Raw genomic sequence first — 22,999 nt, forward strand, 5'->3', positions numbered from 1 at the left:
GTCTGCAACACGATGGGACATACAGAGATGGCCCGCGCCCGGTGACTTGCCTCCAAGAGATTGCCGCGGTCGTGTCCCACGGGGTGGTGTAGGAACCGTCGATCTACGGCAGGATCGGGTTCAGGTCAGGCTGCCAGTGCTGGCAAGCTGACAATAGGATTATGGCTCACCGAGCCGAGCGTTTCCAGCGTCATGTATCGGCGCGATACGGCCCACTCATCATTTTGCTCCAGCATAAGCGCTCCGACGAGACGAACCACAGCGGCATTATTGGGGAAGATACCGATCACGTCGGACCTTCGCTTGATCTCCTTGTTGACCCTTTCCAGCGGGTTGGTGGACGCGATCTGCGCCCAATGATCTTTGGGGAAGGCCATGTAGGCGAGCACGTCCTCGCGTGATGCGTCCATCATGTCGGCCAGCTTTGGAAACTTCTCGCGCAGGGCATCGGCAACCTGCTCCCACTGCTGGTGCGCCGCCTCGGCCGTTTCCTGCGCGAAGATCGTCTTGATCATGGCAATGACGGCGGGCCGCTGCTTGGGCGCGGCATGGGCCAGCGCGTTGCGCATCCAGTGCACCCGGCAGCGTTGCTGGCTCGCGGCGAACACCTTGCTGGCGGCGGCGCGCAATCCCTTGTGATCGTCGGCTATGACCAGCTTCACCCCGCGAAGGCCCCGATCTGCCAGCGAACGCAGGAAGGCTTTCCAGAAGGGCTCCGCCTCCGAGGGACCGGTGGCGACGCCGAGCACTTCGCGGCGGCCATCGGTATTGACGCCCACGGCGATTATCGCCGCCGTCGAGACGATCCGCCCGCCTTCCCGGACTTTGAGGTAGGTGGCGTCGATCCACAGGTAGGGCCACTCGCCCTCAATCGGCCGCGCCAGAAAGGCATTCACCCGCTCGTCGATCTCGGCAACCAGACGACTGACCTGGCTCTTCGATACGCCGCTCGCGCCCATCGCCTTGACCAGATCATCGACCGAACGAGTCGAGATCCCGTGCACATAGGCCTCCTGAATTACCGCTGCCAAAGCCTTCTCGGCGGTCCGGCGCGGCTCCAGGAAACTCGGGAAGTAACTGCCCTTGCGCAGCTTCGGGATTGCCAGATCAATCCGGCCGGCGCGGGTGTCCCAACCACGCTCGCGATAGCCGTTACGGTGGTTGAGCCGGGCTGCACTACGAGCACCGGCAGGAACCCCGGTCTTCGCCTCGATCTCCATATCCATCATGCGCTCAGCGGCAAAAGCCAGCATCTCGCGCACCAAATCGCTGTCAGCCCCTTGCTCAATCAGCTCAACAAGGGCCATTCTGTCGTCGGTCATCGTCTTCTTCTCCAGGTTCGAGTTCGCATCCGAACCCTACCAGAAGATCGACGGTGGCCACCCTCTCAGGGAAACCTTCCTACACCACCCCGTGGGACACGACCATTGCCGCCGAGGTCCGGTTTTGGGGCCGGCCTGGCAAGAATTCGGATGAAGATGCGTGCAAAAGTCGCTCTCGGACTGACATGCGCGACAGAACTGGGTACGAGCGCCCGGTCGCACCTCGAAGAATCATCGACTCAAGGCGGCGGGACACCATCTGCCTGCGAGTCAATTCGCCCGCAGCACACATCCGGTTTGTCTTTGTCATGACTTCGCCTAGAAGATAAGTTGTGCAACCAGATAGTTCTCAAGGCCTCGAAGCCCTGTATCGCCTGCATCGCGCCGAGTTGCAGCGCTTTCTGATCGCACGTACCGGAGACCCGGCCGATGCGGAGGAAATTCTCCAGGAAATCTGGATAAAGCTACGACATGTAGCGACCGCTCCGATCGGCAACGGGCGCGCCTATCTCTACCGGATGGCCCAAAATCTGGTCGTCGACCGCCTTCGCGAGAAACAGCGGCGAATGCGCCGGGAACGTGTCTGGCTCGACGATCTCGGCGGTGGCCCCAAAAATGGCAGCGAGCCCGCTGACGCAAGCCCAAATGCCGAGGAAGCCCTGCTCAACGAGGAGGAAACAGCCCGCCTGTGGGCCGCCTTGAAGACACTGCCCGACGGCGCGCGGCGCGTGTTCGAACTCCACAAGCTGGATGGCCTCAGCCATGCGGAGGTCGCGCTGCGATTGGGCATTTCCAAAAGCGGGGTCGAGAAACATATGGCAGTGGCGATGAAATATCTTCGCCGTGCACTGCTGGACTGAGGTAGGCCGGCATGCGTGACGTCGAACAGCCAAATATGACATTTCGGAGAAGCCCTTCGCCATGACGGTGCGATCGGACATCGATGATCGCCTTCTGGAGGAGGCCTTGGCCTGGCATCGCGCCCTCGCGCACGATGACGCGGACTGGGACGCCTATACGCTATGGCTGGAAGCCGACCCGCGCCATCGTCAGGCCTTCGACGAGATCACACTGACCGATCGCACCTTCGACGACCGGATCGACGATCTCCGCACATTGCGGTCGAGCGAACCGGAGCCCGTCGTCGAGCCTGTCGCCCCTCATTCGGTTTCGCGCCGCGGCTGGCTTTACGGTTCGGTTGCCGCTGCGCTCGTGGCCGCCATCGCCATTCCCGCGTTCTGGTCGCAGCAGCAGCAGGACATCATTTACGCCACGACCCGCAGCGAGACGCGGCAGGTGGCGCTGGGCGACGGGATTGCCGTGGACCTCGCACCCGCAACCCGCCTGATCGTCAAGGACGGCGACCCTACACGCATGGAACTAGCCGAGGGCGACGCCTACTTCGTGGTCAAGCACGATCCGCGCCGCACGCTTTCGATCAAGGCCGGGGATTATTCCGTCAGCGACATCGGCACCACCTTCGGAATCAACCTGTCTTCGGACGCCATGACGGTGGCCGTCGCGGAGGGCCATGTTTCGGTTGCGCCAGATGAAGGCGAAGCGACGCGCGTGTCAGCCGGCCAGCAATTGACCGCACGGCGCAAGCAGCGCTCCGCGCAATTGACCGCGGTTCAGCCGGCCGAGGTCGGCAGCTGGAGGCAAGGCCGACTGGTCTACAACAACGCGCCTCTGAGCGTGGTCGCGGCCGATATCGCGCGCTATTCCGGCAAGACGATCACGGTGGATCCCGCGATCGGCAATCGACCGTTTTCGGGGGTATTGGCCATTGGTGACGGCTCTGGACTTCTGGCCAATCTTTCAAATCTCATGGCGATCACCTATGAAGAAAAGGGCGATCGCGTTCGCATCAGTCCTGCTCCCGTGCGCTGAGGCCGTCTTCCTCCCGTCTCCGGCCGCGGCAAGAGAGACCCAGCACCAGTTGGACATCCCGGCGGGGCCTGTCAGCCAATCGCTCGCACAGCTCTCGCAGGTGACCGGCATATCTGTGGGCCTGTCCGGCCAATTGCCGCAATTCCGCGCGCCTGCGCTGCGCGGATCCATGACGGTATCCGAAGCCTTGCGGCGGCTCCTTGCCGGCAGCGGCTGGCGAGCGGTGCGGGCGGGTGGCCTCGCCTATCGCATCGAGCGCGTTCCACGGCCCGCCCGCGTGCCACCCCCACCGCCGGCTCGAGGATCGGAGACCCGCCGCGTCGACCCGCGCCCCTACCCGGCTCAGGAGATTATCGTGACCGGCCAGAAGCGCCCCCAGCTTCTGCAAGACGTCGCCATGTCCATTTCCATAGCCGAGTTGGGGAGCAATGCGACAGGCCAGCTTTCGGCAGGCAGCCGCGATCTGGCTCTCTCCGTCGAGGGATTGGCCGTCACGAACCTGGGGCCCGGCCGCAATCGCCAGTTCATTCGCGGCGTCGCCGACAGCCCGTTCAACGGACCCAGCCAATCCACGGTCGCGGTCCAACTGGACGAAGCCCGCATCACCTTCGATGCACCCGACCCGGATCTCCGCCTCGCCGACATGGAGCGCGTCGAAATCCTCAAGGGGCCGCAAGGGCCGCTCTACGGGTCCGGGGCCCTAGGCGGCATCTACAAGATGGTGACGCGCAAGCCCGACCTGGTGGAAACCAGCGGTTCCACGCGTCTGATCGGCGAGGCGATAGAGCATGGCAGCGTCGGCGCGGGCGCGGAAGCCATGCTCAACCTTCCGCTCGTGGACGACAGGCTCGCGGTTCGCGGCGTCGGCTATCTCCTCCGCTCCGGCGGCTGGATCGACAATATGGGCCGGAATCGCAATGCGAACGAAACAAAGACGAGTGGCGGCCGTCTCGCTCTTCGCTGGCAGCCCGACGCGGATTGGACGATCGATATCGCCGGCGTCCTGCAGGATGTGAACTCCAAAGACAGCCAATATGTGACTGATTCCGACGACACCGTACGCCGCGATGCCCGGATCGCCGAGCCCACCGACAATGATTTCAAGTCCGTCGCGGCAACCGTCCAGGGCCGGATCGGCGCGCTCAAGCTGCTCGCGACCACGAGCTATGTCGACCACGGCGTCGACTATACGCTGGATGCGACCGATGCCTCAGCGCAGTTCGGCCTTGCCGGGCAGTCCACCTATCTGGACGACCGCAAATATTCGATCCTCAACCATGAGCTTCGCATCTCGCCCGCTGGTTCTTCAAACTGGATCGCGGGTCTTTCCTATATGAGGGCCCGCAGCCACAATGTGGGAACCATGAGCTCCGCCAGCGAGACGCTCACTGTCGAAACGCTCGACCGGAAGATCACGGAGTTTGCGGCCTTTGGCGAGGCCACCATTGCCCTGATCGACCGCGTGAAAGCAACGGCCGGCATCCGCATCTTCCGATCGATCGCCGAGGACGAAGCCCTCGAGCAGTCCGGCGGCACGTCCGAGCATGTCTCCAAGACCGGCGTATCGCCGAGCCTTGCGCTAGCATGGACCCCGGGGAGCCGCAGCATCGTCTACTTGCGCTATGCGCGCGCGCTTCGCCCCGGCGGGCTGACGCCGGCAGGCGAGACCTCGTCCCGCCGGTTCGATTCCGACGAGCTGGGCACTTTCGATCTCGGCATCCGTCATTCACTGCCCGGAGACAGGCTATCTTTTAACGCAAGCCTGTTTCACACCGTCTGGGATCATATCCAGTCGGACTATCTACTGCCCAACGGGCTCGTTTCGACGCGGAACGCCGGCCGCGGCCGTATCTATGGCCTCGAAGCCAGCGCGGACTGGAAACCGTTTCGCGGCTTACGCCTCTCCGCGGGCTCCAGCTATCTCGACGCCATGTTGACGAAGACGGAGGACGGCCTCGAACTCGACGACCGGCGCCTTCCCATCGCGCCCGATCTTACCGGACGCCTGGCGGCACAATATGATTTCTCACTCGGCGGCTGGGCTACCAGCCTGTCGGCGCAAGCCAATTATATCGGGCGCGCGCGGCTCACCTTCGACGAGGATCTCGACCGCGAAATGGGGAATTATACGACGACCTCGCTCGCAGCCTTCTTCACTCGCAACAGCCTGACCATCGGCGCGCGGCTCGACAATCTGTTCGACATCCAGGGAGATAGTTTCGCCTTCGGCAATCCCTTCTCGATCATGCAGGGCCAACAATATACGCCGCTTCGGCCGCGCACATTCACGTTTTCGATCTCACGAGCCTGGTAGCAAGATCCTCCTCATGCGCCAGGGCGGCCGGCTGGCCCAGCCGATAACGCACTGTATAGCCGACATGGTCCGACAGCATCCGTCCCGACCCATCGCGCCCAAAGGGAACATCGATCCCGGCCAGAGTCAGCTTTGCCGTCGTCCCATCGCTGTAGAATTGCCAATCCCGCGCACGCCGAAACGAGAACGCAGCATCGCCCGCGAGAACGCCGCCCTCCCGTAGATACTCACCGAACGCGTCCTTGATGCCTCCCCGCGGCGCCCATTGCTGGCGCGCGGCCGCGAGTATCTCCGGCCGTCGTGGATCCTTCGATCCGACATTGAAGTCGCCGGCAATGATCAGCGGATTTCGTGCATCATGGCCGATGCGAATGAAATCGGTCAGCGCGTCAAACTGGCGGCGATAGGCATAGATGGAACGATCGTCCCCGACATGCGACGCCCTCCGGCTATTGAGGTGCGTGGTCAGCACGTCGATCGGGGTCGGCGCGCCGGGTATGACGACCGTGGCCAGCAATGCCCCCTTGTTCGCCAGGCAATCGAAACCGGCACAGGCAAAGGCGGGGAAAGCGATCCGCCGCACATTCCGCACGGGATAATCGGAAAGGATCTGCAAGCCGCTGCCAACATATTTGCCGGCCGTCTCGCCTTTCCACCAATGTGCGCCCGAGGCGAAGTCTCGATCGGCTCGGGTCGTCGCGATCGCGCCCGATGTATCGGGATCGGGACCCCGCACGACATAGCGATAGCCCGCCGCAGCGCCGATCGACTGCGCCTCGTTGGTAAAGGTCTCCTGCAGGACTACGATATGAGGCGCTCGGCCGGACTTGCGCAAGTCATGCAGATGCGATGCGATGCCGCTCAGCGCTGCATCCCGGCCGATCGCGACCGGCCATGGGAGGCCTTTCACATTGTAGGTAAGGACCGACACGGTCCCATCGAACCTCGGCATGGCCGGCGGAACGAGCCGAACATCCGAGGGACGGGGATGACGCGCCCCGATCAGCACCAAAAGCGACGCGGCGACGCCGACCTTCCAATATCTGTGCATCAGTCAAAGCCGAACTAGTGGGAGTCCGGCTGCGACGGCACGCTTCCCCTTCGACCGCAGTCCTCTACCCCCGATCTTTTATTTTTGCCGCCCCGACTGCGGTTGGCCAGAGCATTGCCGTCTCCCAGCCATCCGATGGATGGAGGTGGGCTTGGACACGCCGCAGAAGCTGACAAATGCCGCGCTTGCTGTGTCGTTCATGGTGTCGTCCCCTGCGGTTGCCCGCGATGCCGACTTATGGGCGTTCGTCGACACCGCAGATCGGTCCGATCGCGCGGGGGCACCGCCCGCAAGCATGCAGCAGTCCCTTCAGGCTTCACTGACGCCCGGCGAGCGGAATTCGCTCCGGACTACCCGGCTGCGCGTCCACGAAACGAGCATCGGTCCCTTCGACCTCTCGCTTTCCGCCATGCGTCTCAAGGGCGGCAGCACCGAGCCGGCGCAATTTGCCAGAGGCAATCGCTTCGGCGCGCGCGCGGCAGCGCTGGGGCTGTCGCTGGATATCGGCAGTGACCTCGACCTCCGGTCGGAACTGCTTCTCGCACGCATGAAGCATCACCTCACGACCCCTGCCCTAGGCTATCATGCGCGATCGACCAACTTCGGATCGCTAGGTTTCGGTGTTGCGCGAAGGGACGGACCCGCGCTGATGTTCGCCTATCTGCTCGCCGGCGCGCCAGGCAGACGCGCACCTCTCGAGCGTATGGAGGAGGTCGCCGAAGGCGCCCCGCGAACCGGTCATGGCCTGCGCCTCACCTATTCGGCAACGCCTGATCCCACAGCGCGCGGAGAGACCCAATGGGGTTTGACCCTCTCCGCCTGGCACCGCCCTTCCGCCGAGTTTGGCCTGCCGGGATTCCGGTCCGCTGCGGACAACCGCGCCGAACTCTTCTTTCGGATGCCCCTGTAAGATGACGTCCGGCCATCCCCGCCTGCTGCTCAGCATTCATGATGTCGGACCGCGATCGGAGGGAGCGGTCGACCGGCTGCGCGATCAGCTCGGCCGCCATGCTCCCGAAGACACGATCGCCCTTCTGGTGGTGCCGAACCACTGGGGCGAGGCTCCCATCGCATCCGGCACCCCTTTCGCCGGGCGCCTGCGCGAATGGGCAGACCGCGGAGCGGAAATCTTCCTGCATGGCTGGTTCCATCGCGATACGAGCACGCACGCCGCCGCCGCCACGCGCTTCAAGGCTCGGCATATGACCGCGGGCGAAGGCGAGTTTCTCGGGTACGACCGCGACACCGCCCGCGGCTTCATGCGCGACGGCAAGGCTTTACTCGAAGACATAACCGGACATCCGGTCACAGGCTTCATCGCCCCGGCATGGCTCTATGGACCGGGCGCATTGGGTGCCCTTGCCGATTGCGGGTTCGCGCTCGCCGAGGACCATTGGAAGGTCTGGCGCCCTGCTACCGGCGAGGTGCTGTCGCGAAGCCCGGTGCTCACATGGGCAAGCCGCAGCCCCGGGCGTATCGCGTCGTCGCTTTTGGCCGCCCAGCTGCTGCCTCTGTTGCTGCGGCGCATGCAAGTCGCCCGCGTCGGCGTCCATCCGGGCGATACAGGGGTTCCGGCGCTGACGGCCAGTATCGATCGCGTTCTCACGACACTGAAATCGACCCATCGGCCAAGCCGCTATCATGATCTGCTTGGCCCGGAGGCCGCCCCATGCGCGTCCTGACTTTCCTGCACAGTTTCGAGCCAGGCGGCGTCGAGCGCATCGCGCTCCGCCTGGTGCGGCAATGGCGCGCCCTCGGCGTCGATGCGCCCCTGTTTCTCGGCCGGACCGGCGGCGAGATGCTCCATGACGTGGGCGCTGGCCTCGAATTCATCTCTCCGCCCGGCGCGGGTTGGCTCGCCGCGAAGATGGAAACGCTCTGGATGATCTGGACGCTTCCCAAAGCCGTGCGGAAGCTGCGCCCCGACGTCCTGTTCTGCGCCGGCAATACCTATGCGGTGGTCGCCGTCGCCCTGAAGCTTCTGCTCGGCCGCAACTGCCCTCCCGTGCTGGCCAAGATCAGCAATGACCTCGATCGCAACGACAAACCGTCGTGGCGCCGCTTCCCCTATCGCCTGTGGCTCAAGGTTCAGGGCCGCTATCTCGACCATCTCATCGGCATGGAAGCGCCGATGGCCGACGAGATCTGCGAAGGCCTCGGCGTGCCCGCGAACCGGATCACGATCATCCCGGACCCCGCTCTGTCCAGGCCATTGATCGAGAAATTGCGGACGAACCGAAGGACAATTCAGGATATCTACGCAGGCCGACGCTTCGTTTCGATCGGCCGGCTCGCACCGCAAAAGAACATCGCGCTGATGCTCAGGGCCTTTGGACGCGGGGCACGACGCAGCGATACGCTGACGATTATCGGCGATGGCCCCGAGCGGCCGAAGCTGGAAATCCTCGCCCGCCGCCTTGGTCTCGCGGATCAGGTGACGTTCCTGGGCTATGTGCCGGAACCGGCGCTGATCCTGCCCAAATTCGACATTCTGCTTCTGTCCTCGAACTTTGAAGGGGTGCCGGCAGTCATTCTCGAAGGGCTGGCCGCCGGCCTCTCGATCATCGCCACCGACTGCAGCCGAAGCATGGCCACGCTGCTCCGCCACGGCGCACTGGGCGAGTTGGTTCCGGTGGGCGACGACCGATTGCTTGCGGATGCCATCGCGCGCGCACAACCCGCTTCGCAGGACGCAAGCCTCAGCCTCGCTCAGGCCCAGCGCTTCACGCTCGAACATGCGGCCGAAACCTATCTCCGGGTCATGTCGCGCATCGAAGCAAACGCGAGCGCTCATGAAATCCCGCCTCTTCCGGCTGAGGTGCGAACAGTCCCACGCCGTCAGAGCAACCAACCCGGAGAGCGCATTTCATGACTCGTTACGTTGCCGTTGGAACCACTGCTCAAACATCCGTGGAGAATATCGACACCGTCACAAGGATTGGCCACTTCATCGATCCGGCTCCGCTTGTCGAGAGCGGCAAGAACTGGACACGATGGGCCGGCCCGCTCATCTCTTTCCTGATTCTCGTCGCCGTCGCCTGGCAGCTGCGGCAGTTCGACTATCGCAGCGTAGCGGACCTGCTGCCGTCCAGTCCCCTGTTCTGGACGGTGTTCGCGGCCTGCTACCTGATTAGCCCAGCCTGCGAATGGGTCATCTTTCGGCGCTTATGGGCGCTGCCGGCGAGCGGTTTTTCTGCTCTTGTCCGCAAGCTCGTCAGCAATGAAATCCTTCTCGGCTATCTGGGTGAAGTCTATTTCTACAGCTGGGCGCGCCGAAACGCCCAGGTCTCCGCAGCCCCGTTCGGTGCGATCAAGGATGTGACGATCCTGAGCGCGCTTACCGGAAACTTGTTCACCTTGCTGATGGTGCTGGTGTCGGCGCCCTTTCTGGGATCACTTCACCTCGGCATCGACAACACCGCTTTTATCGCCTCGGCGCTCTTCATTCTGATATCGTCGGGCGCAGCCCTCTTCCTGCGCAAGCGTCTCTTCACGCTTCCCCGGCGCGAGCTCTGGTTCGTGGCGGGCGCCCATACGGTTCGGATTATTCTTTCCGCATTCCTCGCGGCCGTGATGTGGCATCTGCTGCTGCCTTCGGTCGCTTTGAGCTGGTGGCTGATCCTGTCAACCGCGCGCCAGCTTCTGTCCCGTCTCCCCTTCATGCCCAACAAGGACGTCGTCTTCGTGGGCCTTGCCGTTTTCCTCGTGGGCTCAGATCAGCAGATCGTCGCGGCAATGACCTTGATGGCGACGCTGATCCTGGCCGCACACCTGGCCGTTGGCGCGCTTCTCGCCTTGTCGGCTCTCGCCCATGGGGAGCGGGCCGGATGATCTCCGCCGCCCTCATGCTCCTGCTTGGCGCGGCGCTGCCCTCCACGCCCGATCTCGGCAAGGCGGAAGGGCAATGCCGTCCGCGCGAAACAGGACCTTCGCTGCTGGTCGACGTGGCCGGCCTCAAGGATCGGCGCGGGCGGCTGAAGCTCGAACTCTACCCCGCGAACGACGATGATTTCCTCCAGGACGACAATCTCCTCATCAATGCGGGAAAGACCTTCCGGCGCGTAGAGGTCAATGTGCCGAGTTCGGGCCCGGTCGAACTGTGCATTCGCGCGCCGCAGGCGGGCCGCTATTCGCTAAGCCTGCTGCATGACCGCAACGCCGACCGCAAATTCTCTCTCTCGATCGACGGGATCGGGTTCGGCGGCAATCCGAGGCTCGGCATGTCGAAACCAAGAGCCGCCGCAGCGAGCGTGCTGGTCGGTGAAGGACCGACACGCGTCCGTATCGTGATGAATTACCGCAAGGGCCTGATCTCCTTCGGTCCCCTGGAAAGATAGCACCCTATGCGCATCGTCGATGTCTGCGCCTTTTATGCACCGCAAGGCGGCGGCGTAAAAACCTATGTCGAGCACAAGCTGAAGGCCGCCCGCGCGGAACGGGAGGAAGTGATCGTCATTGCGCCGGGCGAAAACGATGCCGTGATCGAGAGAACGGCCGGCGGCTGCATCATGACGCTCACGGCCCCGCGCTTCCCCCTCGATCGCCGTTACCGCTATTTCGACGACGAACACACCCTCCACCGGCTCCTCGATCGCCTCGCCCCCGATGTCGTGGAAGCATCGTCGCCCTGGGCAAGCCCGGCCATGGTCGCGCGCTGGCAAGGATCGGCCCACCGATCGCTGGTGATGCACGCCGACCCGCTTTCCGCCTATGCGTACCGGTGGTTTGGCGGACTGGCCTCGCGCGCCAGCATCGATCGGGGCTTCGACTGGTTCTGGCGCCACCTGCGGCGGCTCGACGATCAGTTCGACATGGTGGTGAGCGCCAGCGCCAGTCTCTCCGCGAGACTATACGCCGGCGGCCTTCGCAAGCTCGCGACCATCCCGATGGGTGTCACGCCCGGCCTCTTCTCGCCCGCGCTGCGGGACGAGGGCCTACGGGCGCGCCTGCTCGCCCGCTGCGATCTCCCGCAAACAGCAACGCTTCTCATCGGTCTTGGCCGCCTTGCCGCCGAGAAGCGCTGGCCGATGGTCATCGAAGCCGTCACCGCCGCGGGCTATGACCACCCTGTCGGCCTGGTGCTCTTCGGCAACGGCCGCCAGAAAGCCACGGTCGTTCGCGCAGCGGCCCACAATCCTCATGTGCATCTGGCCGCGCCGATCGCGGACCGGCGGGAAATCGCAACCCTCCTGGCCAGCGCGGACGCATTGATCCACGGCTGCGAGGCCGAGACCTTCTGCATGGTCGCGGCGGAGGCAAAAGCGAGCGGCCTGCCGCTCATCGTGCCTGACGAGGGTGGCGCCAGCGACCAGTTCGTCCCCGGCCAGGGGGAGATCTACGCCGCCCGATCCCCGCTGGGACTGGCGGACGCCATCCGCAGGTTCATGACTTCCGATCCGCACGGCCATAGACGGCTCGCCAGCCTGGCGGCCGGTGACGTTACGAGCATGGACGACCATTTCAGGCAATTGTTCGACATCTATGCGCGCGGTTCGCACCGCTTGGCCGATGCCGCCTGAGGATCTCACACTGCGACGGGCCATGCCATCGTCCAACGGCAGCGATCCGAAACCTGCCCATCAATCGCGGACCATCGCGCGCGCAGACCCTCCCGAACCGGCGACCGATGATCTCCGTGCCGATGTCCGCCACCCGTGCGGACTGATATGGCATGGCGCCTGCCCAGGTTGGCCACTGATCGCCCGGATCCTCTGGTGGGCAATGCGCCACAGCCGCGACTGACGCCGGGTGCTGCTCGACCGTTATCTCCTCCGCCGAATCCTGCGGCCCTTTGTGGCCGTGCTCGTCTGCACGGTCGCGATTCTCCTTCTGGAGAATCTGGCGCGGCTCATGGAACTGCTCCAGCATGTACGAGATCCGCTCACCCTTCTCGCGAAATCCTCCTTCTACCTGCTTCCGGAATATCTCGGGATCGGTCTGCTCGTAGCGCTTTTCCTCTCCATTGCTCTCGCCATTCGCGCGCTCTCGCTTCACGGTGAATGGCAGATATTCGCCGCGGCCGGTATAACGCCCGTTCGCCTTTGCCTCATCCCGTTCCTGCTGGGCATTGGCTGCGCGACCATCGAACTCGGCATTCACTTTCAATTCCGGCCTGCGGCCGAACATCGACTGGACAGCCTGTTTTCCGATGTCCGCCGCGGCCTTTACGGTTTCGGCGGGAATTTTGGAGAGATCATCCAGCTCGACGACACCACGGTCATGACCGCGGATGGCTTTGAACGATCGACCGGCAGGCTGGCGCACATCTTCATTGCCCAGAGGGGAACGGTCTATACCGCACGCAGTGCCTTTGTTTCCCTGGACGACAGCGGGAATATCTATCTCCTGCTCGAGCAGGGGCAGAGCATCGTGCCGCGACCCGGCGATCATTTCGATGCTATCAGCTTCGGACGACTGCGCATTCGTCTCGCGCGCGCAGAGCCTGATCCAGGACATAGGCCAGGTACGGCATTCGACAGACTGGCCTACCGCGAACTGATGCGCCACATCGGCCTTGAGCGCGAAGCGGATATGGGAACGCGGAAAGCGCTCGCCTCCTTCGCATCGCGATGCGCCTATGCGGCGATCGCTCTCTTGCTCCCGTTTCTCGCACTCGCTTTGGGCGCACTGCCTGTACGCGGGCGGTCCCCTTACGGCATCAGCGCCGGTATCCTGGCAATCGTCGGCTATATTCGGCTGGTCGCCTATGTCGAAACCGCGGCGGCGACGCACCCGATTGCCGGCTTCGGCCTCCTTGTCGGAGGATACGGATCGGCGATCGCCATGATCTGGCGTGCCGAATGCCGGCATGGGCCAGGCTCGGTGGAAACATGGCTTGCCAGACATTTGGCGAACCCGATCGCCGCCCGCATCGCACGTTTCCAGACTCATTTTCGCACAGGATAAGAATTTTTTCCGCGAGCGACTGCGGTGGGCCGCGGCCGTGACGTCGCATAAAGATGCGCATCGGCTTCCTCTTCAACCATGATCAGGTTCATCAGGTCGCACACAGCCTTCCGATCGCGCTTGCACTGGCGCGCCTGGAGACAGGGGCAGAGATCATCCTCGCAACGACCAACGCGCGTCTTCAGGCCGAAGTCATCCGCCTTGGCGGCGGCGCACTCGGTGGCCGCGTCACGCTTCAGCCGCTCGAGCTCCAGCGACATACGAGCCGCTGGCTCGCCGCCGCTTTCGGTTCGATCGTGCCCACGACCAAGCTTCTCATCTACAGGGACAATCTCGATTTCTTCCGGTCCCTCGATATCCTGGTCGTGGCCGAAAAGACCTCGCTGATCCTCAAGGACCGATATGGCCTCGACCATCTCAAGATCATTCACACGCGCCACGGCGCCGGGGATCGGGCGATCGGTTTCAACACCGAAAGCGCGAAATTCGATCACGTCCTGGTTTCCGGGCCGAAGATCCGGGACCGCCTGATCGACGACGCCGGCGTCGATCCCGGCAGGATCAGCATCGTCGGTTATCCCAAATTCGACATCCACGATGGCATGACGACGCACGGTCTCCTCGACGACGGAAAGCCGGTCGTTCTCTATAACCCCCATGTCTCGCCGCACCTCTCATCCTGGTACAGGATGGGCCGCGCCATTCTCGACTGGTTCGTCGAGCATGAGGAATATCACCTTATCTTCGCGCCTCATGTGATGCTCTATGAGCGCCCCTTCGTCATGACGATCGACAAGCTCAGGATCGATCGCCCGCGTCGCATCGAGGAGCGGTATCTGCGCGCGCCGAACATCCACATCGACCTCGGCAGCAGGGCCTCGACGACCATGGCCTATACCAACCGGGCCGATATCTATCTCGGCGACGTCAGCAGCCAGGTCTATGAGTTCCTGCGCCAGCCGCGCCCCTGCGTTTTTGTGGACGCGCATCGCACCGCCTGGGAAAATGATCCCAATTTCGCCCATTGGTCGGCTGGCCCCGTCATCGGCAACGTCGCCGATCTCGGTCAGGCGCTGGCTCAAGCAAGCGCCGACCACGCCGGGCATTTCCGCCCCATCCAGGAGAAGCTGTTTCGCTGCAGTTTCGATCTAACCGACGAGCGTTCTTCGGATCGCGCCGCGCGCGCCATCGTCGAACTCGCCGGCTTGCACCGTCCATCATCCGATCCGATGAAGAGCGTGGCATATGGTTGAAGGCGTGCCGGGCGGCCTGGTACGGCGGATCTACGGAAATCTCGGCAAGCTTCTGTCCGGCAAGGCCGCCGCGGGCCTCATCAGCCTGATCTACATGATCATCGCCGCGCATGCGCTCGGCCCCACCGATTATGGCGTCCTCGTGCTCGTCCATGGCTTTGTCACCACCGTCGGCGCACTCATCGAATTCCAGGGATGGCATGCCGTCGTCCGCTATGGCGCCACCGCTCTCGCACGCCACGACAAAACGGCTCTCATGAAGCTGTTGCGCTTTGTCGGCGGAATCGAAGTCGCGGGCGGCATCGCCGCCATCGCCGCCGCCGCCTGCCTTGCCCCACTACTGGGACCGAGACTCGGATGGTCGGCGACCGCATTGGCTTTCGCCCTGCCCTACAGCTTCGCACTGCTGGGATCGGTACGTTCCACTGCCGCGGGCTATCTTCAGCTCATGGGCCGCTTCGACCTTCTCGGCCTTCACAATGCCGTCGCACCGGCCGCCCGGCTCGCCGGCGCGATCCTCGCATGGTGGATGAATGCCGGCCTCAGCGGTTTCCTGATCGCATGGCTGGTCGCTGCCTTGCTCGAATGGGCGTCGCTATGGGCGTTCGCGCTTTGGGTCGCACGGCGAAATATCGAAGAAGCCCATATCCTGGGTCCGGTGCGGGGCGTCACGACCGATAATCCCGGGATCTGGCGCTTCATGCTGATCGCCAATGCCGACATCACTTTCGGCGAACTCGCGGGCCGGATCTCGCCACTGATCATCGGCTGGATGCTGGGAGCCGAAGCGGTCGGCTTCTATGCCATCGCGCAGCGTGCGACCGTCGTCATCGCCCAACCGGCGCAGATCCTCGGGCAGGCGGCCTATGCCGAACTCGCGCGTCTGGTCGCCGCCGGTGATGACGGGCGCCGTCTCCGCCGGGCCGTCCTGCATTGCATCCTGATCGCGATGGCGGCAGCCGTCCCGGTCATTCTGGCCCTGGCCTTCTTCGGGCGCGAGGTCGCGATCCTGATCGGCGGGAAGGCCTTCGCCGATGCGGCACCGATCATGCTCTGGCTGACAGTTGCGCGCGCCTTGCTGCTCGTAGGCCCACCGGCGAGTTCCGCCCTGATCGCGATGGGACGGCCGTCCATGTCCGTGGGCGCGAATTTGATCGCCAGCCTGGGACTGCTCCCGCTGCTTCCCCTCTTGCTCGGCTGGTTCGGCCTTCCCGCGGCGGGGTGGCACGCCGTGCTGCAAGCCGGAGTCAGTTCCCTTCTGCTGCTTCTCTTCGTCTTTCGCGAGAGCCACGGGGGGGTTCGCATCACAAGGCTCGCCGGCTGATGCGAATCGCCTATGTGATCAACTCGGTCGAAGGTGGCGGCGCCGCGGCCCCGGTGCCGATGGTCTGCGATGTCCTTCGCCGGCAGGGGGCGGAGATCAAGGTGTTCGCGCTCACCGGCCGCGACCGCAGAGGCTTGCCGGCAATGCACGCGGCCGGGCTGGACGTTTATATCCGCGAGGATGGAGAAAGAGACCATAGGCAGGCGCTGCGATGGCTCGACCAGGAATTCACGGCATGGCGGCCCGATATCGTCTGGACGTCCCTGACCCGCGCGACATTACTCGGCCAGATCGCAGCGAAGCGCCTCCAAGTGCCCGCCGTGAGCTGGCAGCACGCCGCCTATCTCAGGCCCGCGAACCGCGCTTTGCTCCGGCTGAGGCAGCGCGCTTCCAGCTTGTGGCTTGCCGATTCCGATTGCGTCGCCACCCTCACCCGTCAGCGATTGGCCGTTCCGGAGGGTCGCCTCATGACCTGGCCGCTGTTCGCGGTCGACTCCGATGCACCGCAGGCCCTTCCCTGGCGGCCAGGGGAGATGCTTCGGATCGGCAGCCTCGGCCGCCTGCACCCCGTCAAGGGCTTCGACATCCTCCTCAACGCGCTGGCACGGCTTCGCCGCTCTTCCGTCCATCCGGCAACACCGTTCGAACTGCATATCGCCGGCGAAGGCGACGAACGGGGCCGGCTGGAGAGCCTGATCGCCCACCATGGCCTTGCCGACATCGTCAAGCTTGCGGGCTTCACCGCGCATCCCAGGCAATTTCTGGCGACGCTCCACCTCTACGTGCAGCCCTCCCGCTCCGAAGGCCTGTGCATAGCGGTCCATGAAGCCATGCAGGCAGGATTGCCCTGCATCGGGAGCGCGGTGGGCGAAATGCCCTATTCGATCCAGCACGGACAGACAGGCCTGGTCGTGCCCCCCGACGATGAGGAGGCCCTCTCATTCGCGCTGGCCCACTATCTTCGCCTGCCGGAGAAACTCGGCGCGATCGGCGCCGCCGCGCGCGGCCATGTCCATCAGAAGCTCAGCCGCCAAGCTTTCGAGGCTACGGGACGGGCCGTCTTCAAGCGGGTCGCCGCGCTTCTGCCTTACGGATCATCCGCCCGGCATCCAGCAACCAGCCGCGCCCACTCCGATCGATCCGCTTCGCGTCGATCAGCGTGACGGGTCCGCAGCCGTTGATCGTATGCAGCCCCTCGTGGAACGGTTTCCAGCGGACGGACGGCTCGATCTTCGCGCCGGGTTCGATCGATACGCCCGCGGCATCGAGGCGGTCGAAATGGAGCAGCCTGATCGCGCCGCCGTAGGTCCGGCTGCAATCCTGGACCGGCAGCACCGGCCGGCCGTCGAACAGGAACGGGCGTCCCGCTGGCCTGGCGCCGCTCAAATCCAAGCGCACGGGATCAGGCTGGACAGGCGACCACGGCCCTTCAATCCGGTCGGCATGCATGATGTGCAGACTTCCCATCCGGTGCAGCCGGTCGGTCGATGAGCTGAAAAACAGCCACCATCGTCCGCCATGATGAAACGGCGTAGCGTCGATCGCCTCGCGGCCGAGGGGGAGCGTGCAAGCCGGTTCCCAGTCAAACGGGAAGCCCCGGCAGCGATAGAGGGTGAGTTCACCCGACCGGTAGGCCTCCGGCAGCATCCAGAGCGACCCTTCGGACTCGAAGATCGCGGGATAGGAGAGATGCCAGGGCTCCTCGACCACGCGCCGACGCTCGAGCTGCCGAAAACCGGCGTCCAGAACAATACAATCGATCACACCGTGGCGGGAGCGATAGTCATAATGCTCGACGAACAGATGAAGCCGATCCTCGTGCCACCAGCCGAAGGGATCCGCATCGAAGGTGAAGGGTCTTCCTTCATCGAGCCAGGTGATCGCGACATCGGCCGGCAGCCCGTGACGGGCGAGCGTTGCCACGCCAGCGTGCATAATGCCGATACGCCACAGATCGCAACGCCGCGGCATCGGTTCAGAAGCGGACAGCCACGACCGCGCCGCCGCCGTGGGAATCTCCCCATGGCACCAGCCTCACGTTCGACGAATAGGGTTTGGTGATCAACAATCCGCTCGCTTCCCCGATCGCGGCGCCGGCAACCGCGTCGTACCAATGATGCCGTCTCGCTTCGACGCGCGCGATGCCGACAAAGGTCGCGACCAGCGTGGCGGGCAGCCCAACCTGCCACCCATAGCGGCGGTTGAGCGTCGCGGCAGCGGCAAATGACAAGGATGTATGGGCCGAGGGAAAACTCTTGAAATCGCTGCCGTCCGGCCGCTGCTCGTGCGTGACATGCTTGAGACCCTCTGCGATGCCATATCCGACGCCGAGACTGGCGCCAGCCTGCAGGGCGCCGGTCTCGTCGCCCTTGGCGAGCGGGAGGCCGAGCGCAATCGCGCCAAGGCCGATCGCACCGACGTCGCTTGCCGTACTCCAGCCGTTACGATCATTCGCGAGAGCTGGCGTTTCGCTTGCGAAAACCGATAGCGCCAGTGCCGCGCTCAGCCCGATCCGTTTCATCCTGTTGCTGCTCCCATGGCCGCCCCGACCCATGGGTGTGTGACGTCACCGATGGAGCTCACCGCAGTCCGGTCGACGCAAAGAGGACGTGGAGCTCGGCATCATTGAGCGATCTCGTTCCAACCGGCTTCGAGAGCATCGATGGTCCCGGAACCGAACCGGCCTCAGCCTTGCCAGTTCAGGATCGCCCAGCCTCGCTCTTCCGCAACACGACGCAGCTTGCGGCTCGGATTGACGGCAATGGGTTCATCGCACCAGGTGAGGGTATGATGATCGGAATGATCGTCGGAATAGAAACGGACGTGAACGCGGTCCCGGTCGATTGCGAGCGAGGCGAGCGCATCGATGATCGCGCGATGTTTGTCCGGTCCGTATACTGAGCGGCTGAACGTCCGCCTGCAGGGCCTTGTCTCGGGCGACCGCGATTATCGCCTCAACGGGGTCACCGGGTTCGGCCGCCGCGAGGTGAATAGCTATGCCGTCTTCGACCTGATCGGCAGCTACCGCGTGACGGACAAGGACAGCGTGACGGTGGGCATCGAGAACCTGCCCAACAAGCAGTATCTGCCCGTCTACAGCCAGCTCATGCGCAACAGCACCAACTCGAGCCGCGTCCCGGCCAATGGCGCGACAATGACGATCATTACAAGCGGAGTTGGTAGAGCTCGCATCGGAAGCGCGAGCTACGCCGGCAAGGTCGGCCTGAAGCTCGCGCTTGACTGGGCCTACCGGTTCAGCGGCAAGGTGATCGCTACCCGAAGGCCCTTGGCCCCCTCGATCGACACCTCTCCGCCATGCGCATTGGCAACTGCCGCTACCAGGCTCAATCCAAGGCCATGGCCGGGCGTCGTCCGGCTGGCCTCGCCGCGATAGAAGCGGCGCGTCAGTCGAGGACCATCGACGGACGATACTCCCGGTCCGTCGTCGGAGACCGCCAGTTGCACCGAACTGTTCGTCCGTTCGAGGCTGAGCGTTACGGCTGTGCCTTGCGGTGTGTGCACGATGGCATTGTCGAGCAAATTCGCCATCGCCTGTGCGAGCAGCTCGCGATCTCCAAGCACCGTGATGCCAGGCTCGATACGCCAGCCCAGCGTTCGCCCACTGTCGCACACCGCCGGCAGAAACCCGTCGCAGACGGTTTCGGCGAGAGCCGTGAGATCGACCGGTGCGAAATCCTGCACCAGTCCGCCACCCTCCACCTCGGCAATCCGGAGGATCGCGGAAAAGAGCTTCAGGAGCTCGTCGCCCAGTTCAATGGCGCGCTCTTCGGCACCCTCGACCTTGCCGACTTGCTCAAGCTCACTGCGCAAACGAAGCAGCGGCGTCCGCAGATCATGCGCGACATCGCTCGACACCTGCCTCAAATTCTCCATGAGACCCGCGATGCGATCCAGCATGGCATTGAGCGCCATTGCGACCGTGTCGAACTCATCGCGGCGCGGACCGACCGGCATTCGCTGCCCGGTATCCCCTGCAACGATCGCATGGGCTGTGCCGCTGATCCCGGAGAGCCGGCGCTGCAGATATCGGCCAAGAAGCAGAGCGCTGACCACGCCAATGACGAGGACGCCCGCAAAGGCGAGCCCGAACATGGTCAGTATCGTCCTGTCGATCTTCTCAATCGCCTCGGAATCGATGCCGACCACCAGCCGGCCGCCACCGGGAAGATCGACGGCCTTGGCGCGGGCAACATCCGGACCTTCCACTGGATCCTGGAACAGGATCCTGCTGAACCCGATATCGGGACGCCGCGTATCAAGCCCACCGGCGATGCGGCGTCCTTCTTTGTCGAACAGTGCATAGCCGAACGTATCCGTCGCTTCGCGCCGGTTGATCTCGTCCAGCAGCTCGGCCGGGTTCCGTTCGCGCGCCAGATCGGCGAGCTCTTCGGCGATGGACTGGTCGCGCTGCCGGCGAAACTCCAGGTCCGCCGCGAAATAGACGGCCACGCCGAGAAGAAGAACCGCCACGGCAAAGGCGGCGGCATAGGTGAAGGCGATGCGATAGGCCGCGCTGGACCGAAGGCTAGTCATTCGAGCGCATCCGGTAGCCCGTGCCCCTGATCGTTTCGATGGGATCGTCCGGGAAATCCGCCCGCAGCTTGGCGCGCATGCGGCTCAAATGGCTCTCGACGATATTGGTCTGGGGATCGAAATGAAAGCCCCAGACCTGTTCGAGAAACATGGTGCGCGTCACGACGCGCCCCGCATTGCGCATCAGCACTTCGAGAAGAGCGAATTCACGAGGCTGGAGGTGAATGACCCTGCCGGCCCGCGTGACCGAACGCCGCATGGCGTCCAGCACCACATCCCCGACTTCCAGCCGCGTCGAAACTTCCGGCATCGGCGATCGGCGCGTAACGGCGTTGAGCCTTGCGACGAGCTCGGCCATGGCGAAGGGCTTCACCAGATAGTCGTCCGCGCCGGCATCGAGTCCGGATACCCGGTCGGAAATGCCGCCCTTGGCCGTCAGGACGATGACCGGCACCGATATCGAGGCCGCCCGCAACTGACGAAGGACGTCCAGCCCCTCCATGCCCGGCATCATGCGGTCCAGCACGATTGCTTCGAACCCGTCCTTTGCGGCAAGCCTCAACGCATCCTCGCCATTTGTGACCTGGGTCACGACGTGGCCGAGCTGAATCAACCCGCGTTGGACGAAGACGGCTGTGTCGATATCGTCTTCGGCAAGGAGGATATGCATAGGCCTCAAATCCTTCGGACCGGATGCGAAAGGGTCCTTCGACGGCTCCGCCGGTCATCATATGTGCGTGGCGCCGGACGGGCCAAGCACAACAGCATTCCTGGAGTGCGGCATCGCCTGGTTCACGCCCGATCTCTTCTAGTCATAAACCCCGTCGGAAGAGCATTAGGATTTCCCAATCTTCGTTAACAGGATTGTATTTTCCCAATGTTGGGCTGCGCGCTGGCAATAGCGGCAAGATGAAGGCATCGATGGCAAAGAAAGCCCGAGGCACATCATGCGACTCCACTTGATCCCCGCCCTGACAGCCGCCTTCCTGACGATCGCCGCAGCGCCTGCGGCACCGACATATTCGGTGGCAAGTTCCATTCCGGGACCGGATGGGAGCTGGGATTATGCTCGGGTCGATCCCAGCGCGCATCGTCTCTATGTGGCCCGCGGCGATGCCGTAACGGCCGTCGACCTCGCGTCGGACGCGGTAACATCCGTTGGACACGTTCAGCGCGGGCACGCTGTCATGCCGCTGGCGGATGGCCGTCTCCTGGTCACAAGCGGCACGGATGGCACCGTCCGTTTTCTGAACGCGGCCAATGGCAACCAGATCGCCAGCGTCGCAGTCGGCAAAAAGCCCGATGCGGCCATCCTGGATGAAAAGGGCGACCGCGCCTTCATCATGAACGCGGAAAGCGGCACGATTTCGGTGCTCGATACGGCCTCGATGCGGGTCACGCGGACGTTTCGCGCCAAGCCTGGCCTCGAATATGCCGCGCTCGCGGGGAACACGCTATTCGTCAACAACGAGGATCTGAACGAGATCGAAGTCGTCGATATCGCGCGCGGGAAACCCGGCAAGGCTATCGCCCTTCCCGGCTGCGAAGGACCAACCGGGCTTGGCTATGATGCGAGCCACGCCCGTCTGATAAGCGCCTGCGCCAACGGCAAAGCCGCAATCATCGACACGAGAACACATAGGCTCTCGCCACTCCTCGACATCGGCCGCGGGGCCGACGCGGTCATCATCGACGAAGGGCGCGGCCTCGCCTTCATCCCTTGTGGACGGGACGGCGTTCTGGATATTCTCTCCCTGGCGTCGTCCAGCCAAGTCACCGCTGCAGGTCGGGTGACGACAGAGATCGGCGCCCGCACCGGCGCCCTCGATCCGTCAACCGGGACAATCTTCCTCCCGACCGCCCGATTCACCGCTCCGGCACTGCCCGGCGGTCGGCCAACGCCCGTGCCAGGCTCCTTCCACATCCTGGTCGTGAAGCCGGACTGATGCAGGCACGCAAATGCCCGCGTCGTTCGTCAAGGAAAGCCCCTTTGGAGGTTCCCATGAAACTGCCCATGATCCCCGCCATTCTCTCGATTGTTGCGTTCGCCGCGAGCGTTGCGCATGCTGCCCAACCAGCCCCTTCGCATCCCGATCCCGCCCATCAGGCGAAGATTACCATGCAGCACGCGCGCGTGCTTGCCCTCAGGGCACGTCCTGGCACCATCACCGATCAGGAACTCGAACGGGAGCCCGGCGGGAGCGGTTTACGCTATTCTTTCGACATCACCAGCCATGGGAAGCCCTTCGAGGTTGGCGTCGATGCCATCACGGGAACGATCCTCGAGAATGTCGCCGAGGGCAAGAACCCGGATTGATACCGGAGCGGCTGTGGCCAGCCTCGCTCCTAGACAGCCGGTCTTCGGGCCGGCCGTGTCTTGCTGAC

At 63.9% G+C, this 22,999-nt stretch carries 22 protein-coding genes; 16 read left to right on the forward strand and 6 right to left on the reverse strand.

From position 1 onward, the window contains the following. Nucleotides 1-125: 125 nt before the first annotated feature. Entirely contained in the window at nucleotides 126-1,322 is a 1,197-nt protein-coding gene (locus AC07X9_RS19015) for an IS256 family transposase (RefSeq protein ID WP_086486152.1), read from the reverse strand. 332 nt (nucleotides 1,323-1,654) lie between these two features. On the opposite strand from AC07X9_RS19015, the gene AC07X9_RS19020 reads away from it, so the two are divergent. The 3 genes from AC07X9_RS19020 to AC07X9_RS19030 all read left to right on the forward strand — a co-directional run bounded on the left by AC07X9_RS19020 (nucleotide 1,655) and on the right by AC07X9_RS19030 (nucleotide 5,526). Beyond that, nucleotides 1,655-2,182: an RNA polymerase sigma factor gene (locus AC07X9_RS19020; RefSeq protein ID WP_254908130.1), complete on the forward strand. Its 528-nt coding sequence runs from the start codon at nucleotides 1,655-1,657 to the stop codon at nucleotides 2,180-2,182. Nucleotides 2,183-2,243: 61 nt separating this feature from the next. After that, nucleotides 2,244-3,212 carry a FecR family protein gene (locus tag AC07X9_RS19025; RefSeq protein WP_086486151.1) on the forward strand — a complete coding sequence of 323 codons (969 nt, stop codon included), beginning with the start codon at nucleotides 2,244-2,246 and terminating at the stop codon, nucleotides 3,210-3,212. Between the two features lie 49 nt (nucleotides 3,213-3,261). Next, on the forward strand, nucleotides 3,262-5,526 hold the full coding sequence (locus tag AC07X9_RS19030; protein WP_380926277.1) for a TonB-dependent receptor: 2,265 nt from the start codon (nucleotides 3,262-3,264) through the stop codon (nucleotides 5,524-5,526). Here the strand turns inward: AC07X9_RS19030 and AC07X9_RS19035 are convergent. Continuing rightward, a complete protein-coding gene (locus tag AC07X9_RS19035; RefSeq protein ID WP_086486149.1) occupies nucleotides 5,498-6,577 on the reverse strand; it encodes an endonuclease/exonuclease/phosphatase family protein in 1,080 nt (359 codons plus the stop codon). The two genes, AC07X9_RS19030 and AC07X9_RS19035, sit on opposite strands and share 29 nt — an antisense overlap. A gap of 151 nt (nucleotides 6,578-6,728) precedes the next feature. Here AC07X9_RS19035 and AC07X9_RS19040 point away from each other — a divergent pair, with 151 nt between their 5' ends. The 10 genes from AC07X9_RS19040 to AC07X9_RS19085 all read left to right on the forward strand — a co-directional run bounded on the left by AC07X9_RS19040 (nucleotide 6,729) and on the right by AC07X9_RS19085 (nucleotide 17,223). Continuing rightward, nucleotides 6,729-7,487: a hypothetical protein gene (locus AC07X9_RS19040; protein WP_176342148.1), complete on the forward strand. Its 759-nt coding sequence runs from the start codon at nucleotides 6,729-6,731 to the stop codon at nucleotides 7,485-7,487. 1 nt (nucleotide 7,488) lies between these two features. Then, nucleotides 7,489-8,259 (forward strand): DUF2334 domain-containing protein, encoded by a 771-nt coding sequence (locus tag AC07X9_RS19045; protein ID WP_086486147.1) that lies wholly within the window; start codon nucleotides 7,489-7,491, stop codon nucleotides 8,257-8,259. After that, complete coding sequence (locus tag AC07X9_RS19050; protein WP_086486146.1) at nucleotides 8,247-9,449, forward strand: glycosyltransferase; 1,203 nt, start codon at nucleotides 8,247-8,249, stop codon at nucleotides 9,447-9,449. The genes AC07X9_RS19045 and AC07X9_RS19050 overlap by 13 nt, the downstream gene beginning before the upstream one ends. Continuing rightward, nucleotides 9,446-10,408, forward strand: coding sequence for a hypothetical protein (locus tag AC07X9_RS19055; RefSeq protein ID WP_427773814.1), 963 nt, complete (start codon nucleotides 9,446-9,448; stop codon nucleotides 10,406-10,408). The genes AC07X9_RS19050 and AC07X9_RS19055 overlap by 4 nt, the downstream gene beginning before the upstream one ends. After that, entirely contained in the window at nucleotides 10,405-10,914 is a 510-nt protein-coding gene (locus AC07X9_RS19060; protein ID WP_086486144.1) for a DUF2141 domain-containing protein, read from the forward strand. Before AC07X9_RS19055 ends, AC07X9_RS19060 begins: the two co-directional genes overlap by 4 nt. Before the next feature lie 6 nt (nucleotides 10,915-10,920). Then, entirely contained in the window at nucleotides 10,921-12,096 is a 1,176-nt protein-coding gene (locus AC07X9_RS19065) for a glycosyltransferase (RefSeq protein WP_086486143.1), read from the forward strand. Nucleotides 12,097-12,376: 280 nt separating this feature from the next. Beyond that, a complete protein-coding gene (locus AC07X9_RS19070) occupies nucleotides 12,377-13,483 on the forward strand; it encodes an LptF/LptG family permease (protein WP_495198002.1) in 1,107 nt (368 codons plus the stop codon). A gap of 53 nt (nucleotides 13,484-13,536) precedes the next feature. Further along, entirely contained in the window at nucleotides 13,537-14,736 is a 1,200-nt protein-coding gene (locus tag AC07X9_RS19075) for a CDP-glycerol glycerophosphotransferase family protein (RefSeq protein ID WP_086486140.1), read from the forward strand. Further along, on the forward strand, nucleotides 14,729-16,060 hold the full coding sequence (locus AC07X9_RS19080) for a lipopolysaccharide biosynthesis protein (RefSeq protein WP_086486139.1): 1,332 nt from the start codon (nucleotides 14,729-14,731) through the stop codon (nucleotides 16,058-16,060). The genes AC07X9_RS19075 and AC07X9_RS19080 overlap by 8 nt, the downstream gene beginning before the upstream one ends. 14 nt (nucleotides 16,061-16,074) lie before the next feature. Next, complete coding sequence (locus AC07X9_RS19085; protein WP_427773819.1) at nucleotides 16,075-17,223, forward strand: glycosyltransferase; 1,149 nt, start codon at nucleotides 16,075-16,077, stop codon at nucleotides 17,221-17,223. Here AC07X9_RS19085 and AC07X9_RS19090 read toward each other — a convergent pair. Together AC07X9_RS19090 and AC07X9_RS19095 are read right to left on the reverse strand one after the other, a co-directional pair. Then, the gene (locus AC07X9_RS19090; RefSeq protein ID WP_086486415.1) at nucleotides 17,123-17,995 is read right to left on the reverse strand and encodes a glucosamine inositolphosphorylceramide transferase family protein; all 873 of its coding nucleotides are present in this window, start codon (nucleotides 17,993-17,995) and stop codon (nucleotides 17,123-17,125) included. The genes AC07X9_RS19085 and AC07X9_RS19090 overlap by 101 nt on opposite strands. Nucleotides 17,996-18,035: 40 nt before the next feature. After that, nucleotides 18,036-18,581, reverse strand: coding sequence for a phosphatase PAP2 family protein (locus tag AC07X9_RS19095; RefSeq protein ID WP_086486414.1), 546 nt, complete (start codon nucleotides 18,579-18,581; stop codon nucleotides 18,036-18,038). A 104-nt stretch (nucleotides 18,582-18,685) separates the two neighbouring features. Here AC07X9_RS19095 and AC07X9_RS19100 point away from each other — a divergent pair, with 104 nt between their 5' ends. Then, the gene (locus tag AC07X9_RS19100) at nucleotides 18,686-18,961 is read left to right on the forward strand and encodes a hypothetical protein (protein ID WP_140159624.1); all 276 of its coding nucleotides are present in this window, start codon (nucleotides 18,686-18,688) and stop codon (nucleotides 18,959-18,961) included. Nucleotides 18,962-19,306: 345 nt separating this feature from the next. Here the strand turns inward: AC07X9_RS19100 and AC07X9_RS19105 are convergent, their stop codons facing one another. Continuing rightward, the gene (locus AC07X9_RS19105) at nucleotides 19,307-20,614 is read right to left on the reverse strand and encodes a sensor histidine kinase (RefSeq protein WP_086486136.1); all 1,308 of its coding nucleotides are present in this window, start codon (nucleotides 20,612-20,614) and stop codon (nucleotides 19,307-19,309) included. Continuing rightward, a complete protein-coding gene (locus AC07X9_RS19110) occupies nucleotides 20,607-21,284 on the reverse strand; it encodes a response regulator transcription factor (RefSeq protein WP_086486135.1) in 678 nt (225 codons plus the stop codon). The genes AC07X9_RS19105 and AC07X9_RS19110 overlap by 8 nt, the downstream gene beginning before the upstream one ends. Before the next feature lie 289 nt (nucleotides 21,285-21,573). On the opposite strand from AC07X9_RS19110, the gene AC07X9_RS19115 reads away from it, so the two are divergent. Together AC07X9_RS19115 and AC07X9_RS19120 are read left to right on the forward strand one after the other, a co-directional pair. Further along, a complete protein-coding gene (locus tag AC07X9_RS19115) occupies nucleotides 21,574-22,560 on the forward strand; it encodes a YncE family protein (RefSeq protein ID WP_255504714.1) in 987 nt (328 codons plus the stop codon). Nucleotides 22,561-22,616: 56 nt separating this feature from the next. Next, nucleotides 22,617-22,931 (forward strand): PepSY domain-containing protein, encoded by a 315-nt coding sequence (locus AC07X9_RS19120; protein WP_086486133.1) that lies wholly within the window; start codon nucleotides 22,617-22,619, stop codon nucleotides 22,929-22,931. The last annotated feature ends 68 nt before the right edge of the window (nucleotides 22,932-22,999 follow it).

It is taken from the genome of Sphingobium sp. GW456-12-10-14-TSB1, from assembly GCF_059424385.1.

What these genes read in the sequence shown, in the direction of transcription:
- AC07X9_RS19015 (WP_086486152.1), bottom strand. Translation starts at nt 1,322, where the DNA reads ATGACCGACGACAGAATGGCCCTTGTTGAGCTGATTGAGCAAGGGGCT.
- AC07X9_RS19025 (WP_086486151.1), top strand. Translation starts at nt 2,244, where the DNA reads ATGACGGTGCGATCGGACATCGATGATCGCCTTCTGGAGGAGGCCTTG.
- AC07X9_RS19035 (WP_086486149.1), bottom strand. Translation starts at nt 6,577, where the DNA reads ATGCACAGATATTGGAAGGTCGGCGTCGCCGCGTCGCTTTTGGTGCTG.
- AC07X9_RS19045 (WP_086486147.1), top strand. Translation starts at nt 7,489, where the DNA reads ATGACGTCCGGCCATCCCCGCCTGCTGCTCAGCATTCATGATGTCGGA.
- AC07X9_RS19050 (WP_086486146.1), top strand. Translation starts at nt 8,247, where the DNA reads ATGCGCGTCCTGACTTTCCTGCACAGTTTCGAGCCAGGCGGCGTCGAG.
- AC07X9_RS19055 (WP_427773814.1), top strand. Translation starts at nt 9,446, where the DNA reads ATGACTCGTTACGTTGCCGTTGGAACCACTGCTCAAACATCCGTGGAG.
- AC07X9_RS19060 (WP_086486144.1), top strand. Translation starts at nt 10,405, where the DNA reads ATGATCTCCGCCGCCCTCATGCTCCTGCTTGGCGCGGCGCTGCCCTCC.
- AC07X9_RS19065 (WP_086486143.1), top strand. Translation starts at nt 10,921, where the DNA reads ATGCGCATCGTCGATGTCTGCGCCTTTTATGCACCGCAAGGCGGCGGC.
- AC07X9_RS19075 (WP_086486140.1), top strand. Translation starts at nt 13,537, where the DNA reads ATGCGCATCGGCTTCCTCTTCAACCATGATCAGGTTCATCAGGTCGCA.
- AC07X9_RS19080 (WP_086486139.1), top strand. Translation starts at nt 14,729, where the DNA reads ATGGTTGAAGGCGTGCCGGGCGGCCTGGTACGGCGGATCTACGGAAAT.
- AC07X9_RS19090 (WP_086486415.1), bottom strand. Translation starts at nt 17,995, where the DNA reads ATGCACGCTGGCGTGGCAACGCTCGCCCGTCACGGGCTGCCGGCCGAT.
- AC07X9_RS19095 (WP_086486414.1), bottom strand. Translation starts at nt 18,581, where the DNA reads ATGAAACGGATCGGGCTGAGCGCGGCACTGGCGCTATCGGTTTTCGCA.
- AC07X9_RS19105 (WP_086486136.1), bottom strand. Translation starts at nt 20,614, where the DNA reads ATGACTAGCCTTCGGTCCAGCGCGGCCTATCGCATCGCCTTCACCTAT.
- AC07X9_RS19110 (WP_086486135.1), bottom strand. Translation starts at nt 21,284, where the DNA reads ATGCATATCCTCCTTGCCGAAGACGATATCGACACAGCCGTCTTCGTC.
- AC07X9_RS19120 (WP_086486133.1), top strand. Translation starts at nt 22,617, where the DNA reads ATGAAACTGCCCATGATCCCCGCCATTCTCTCGATTGTTGCGTTCGCC.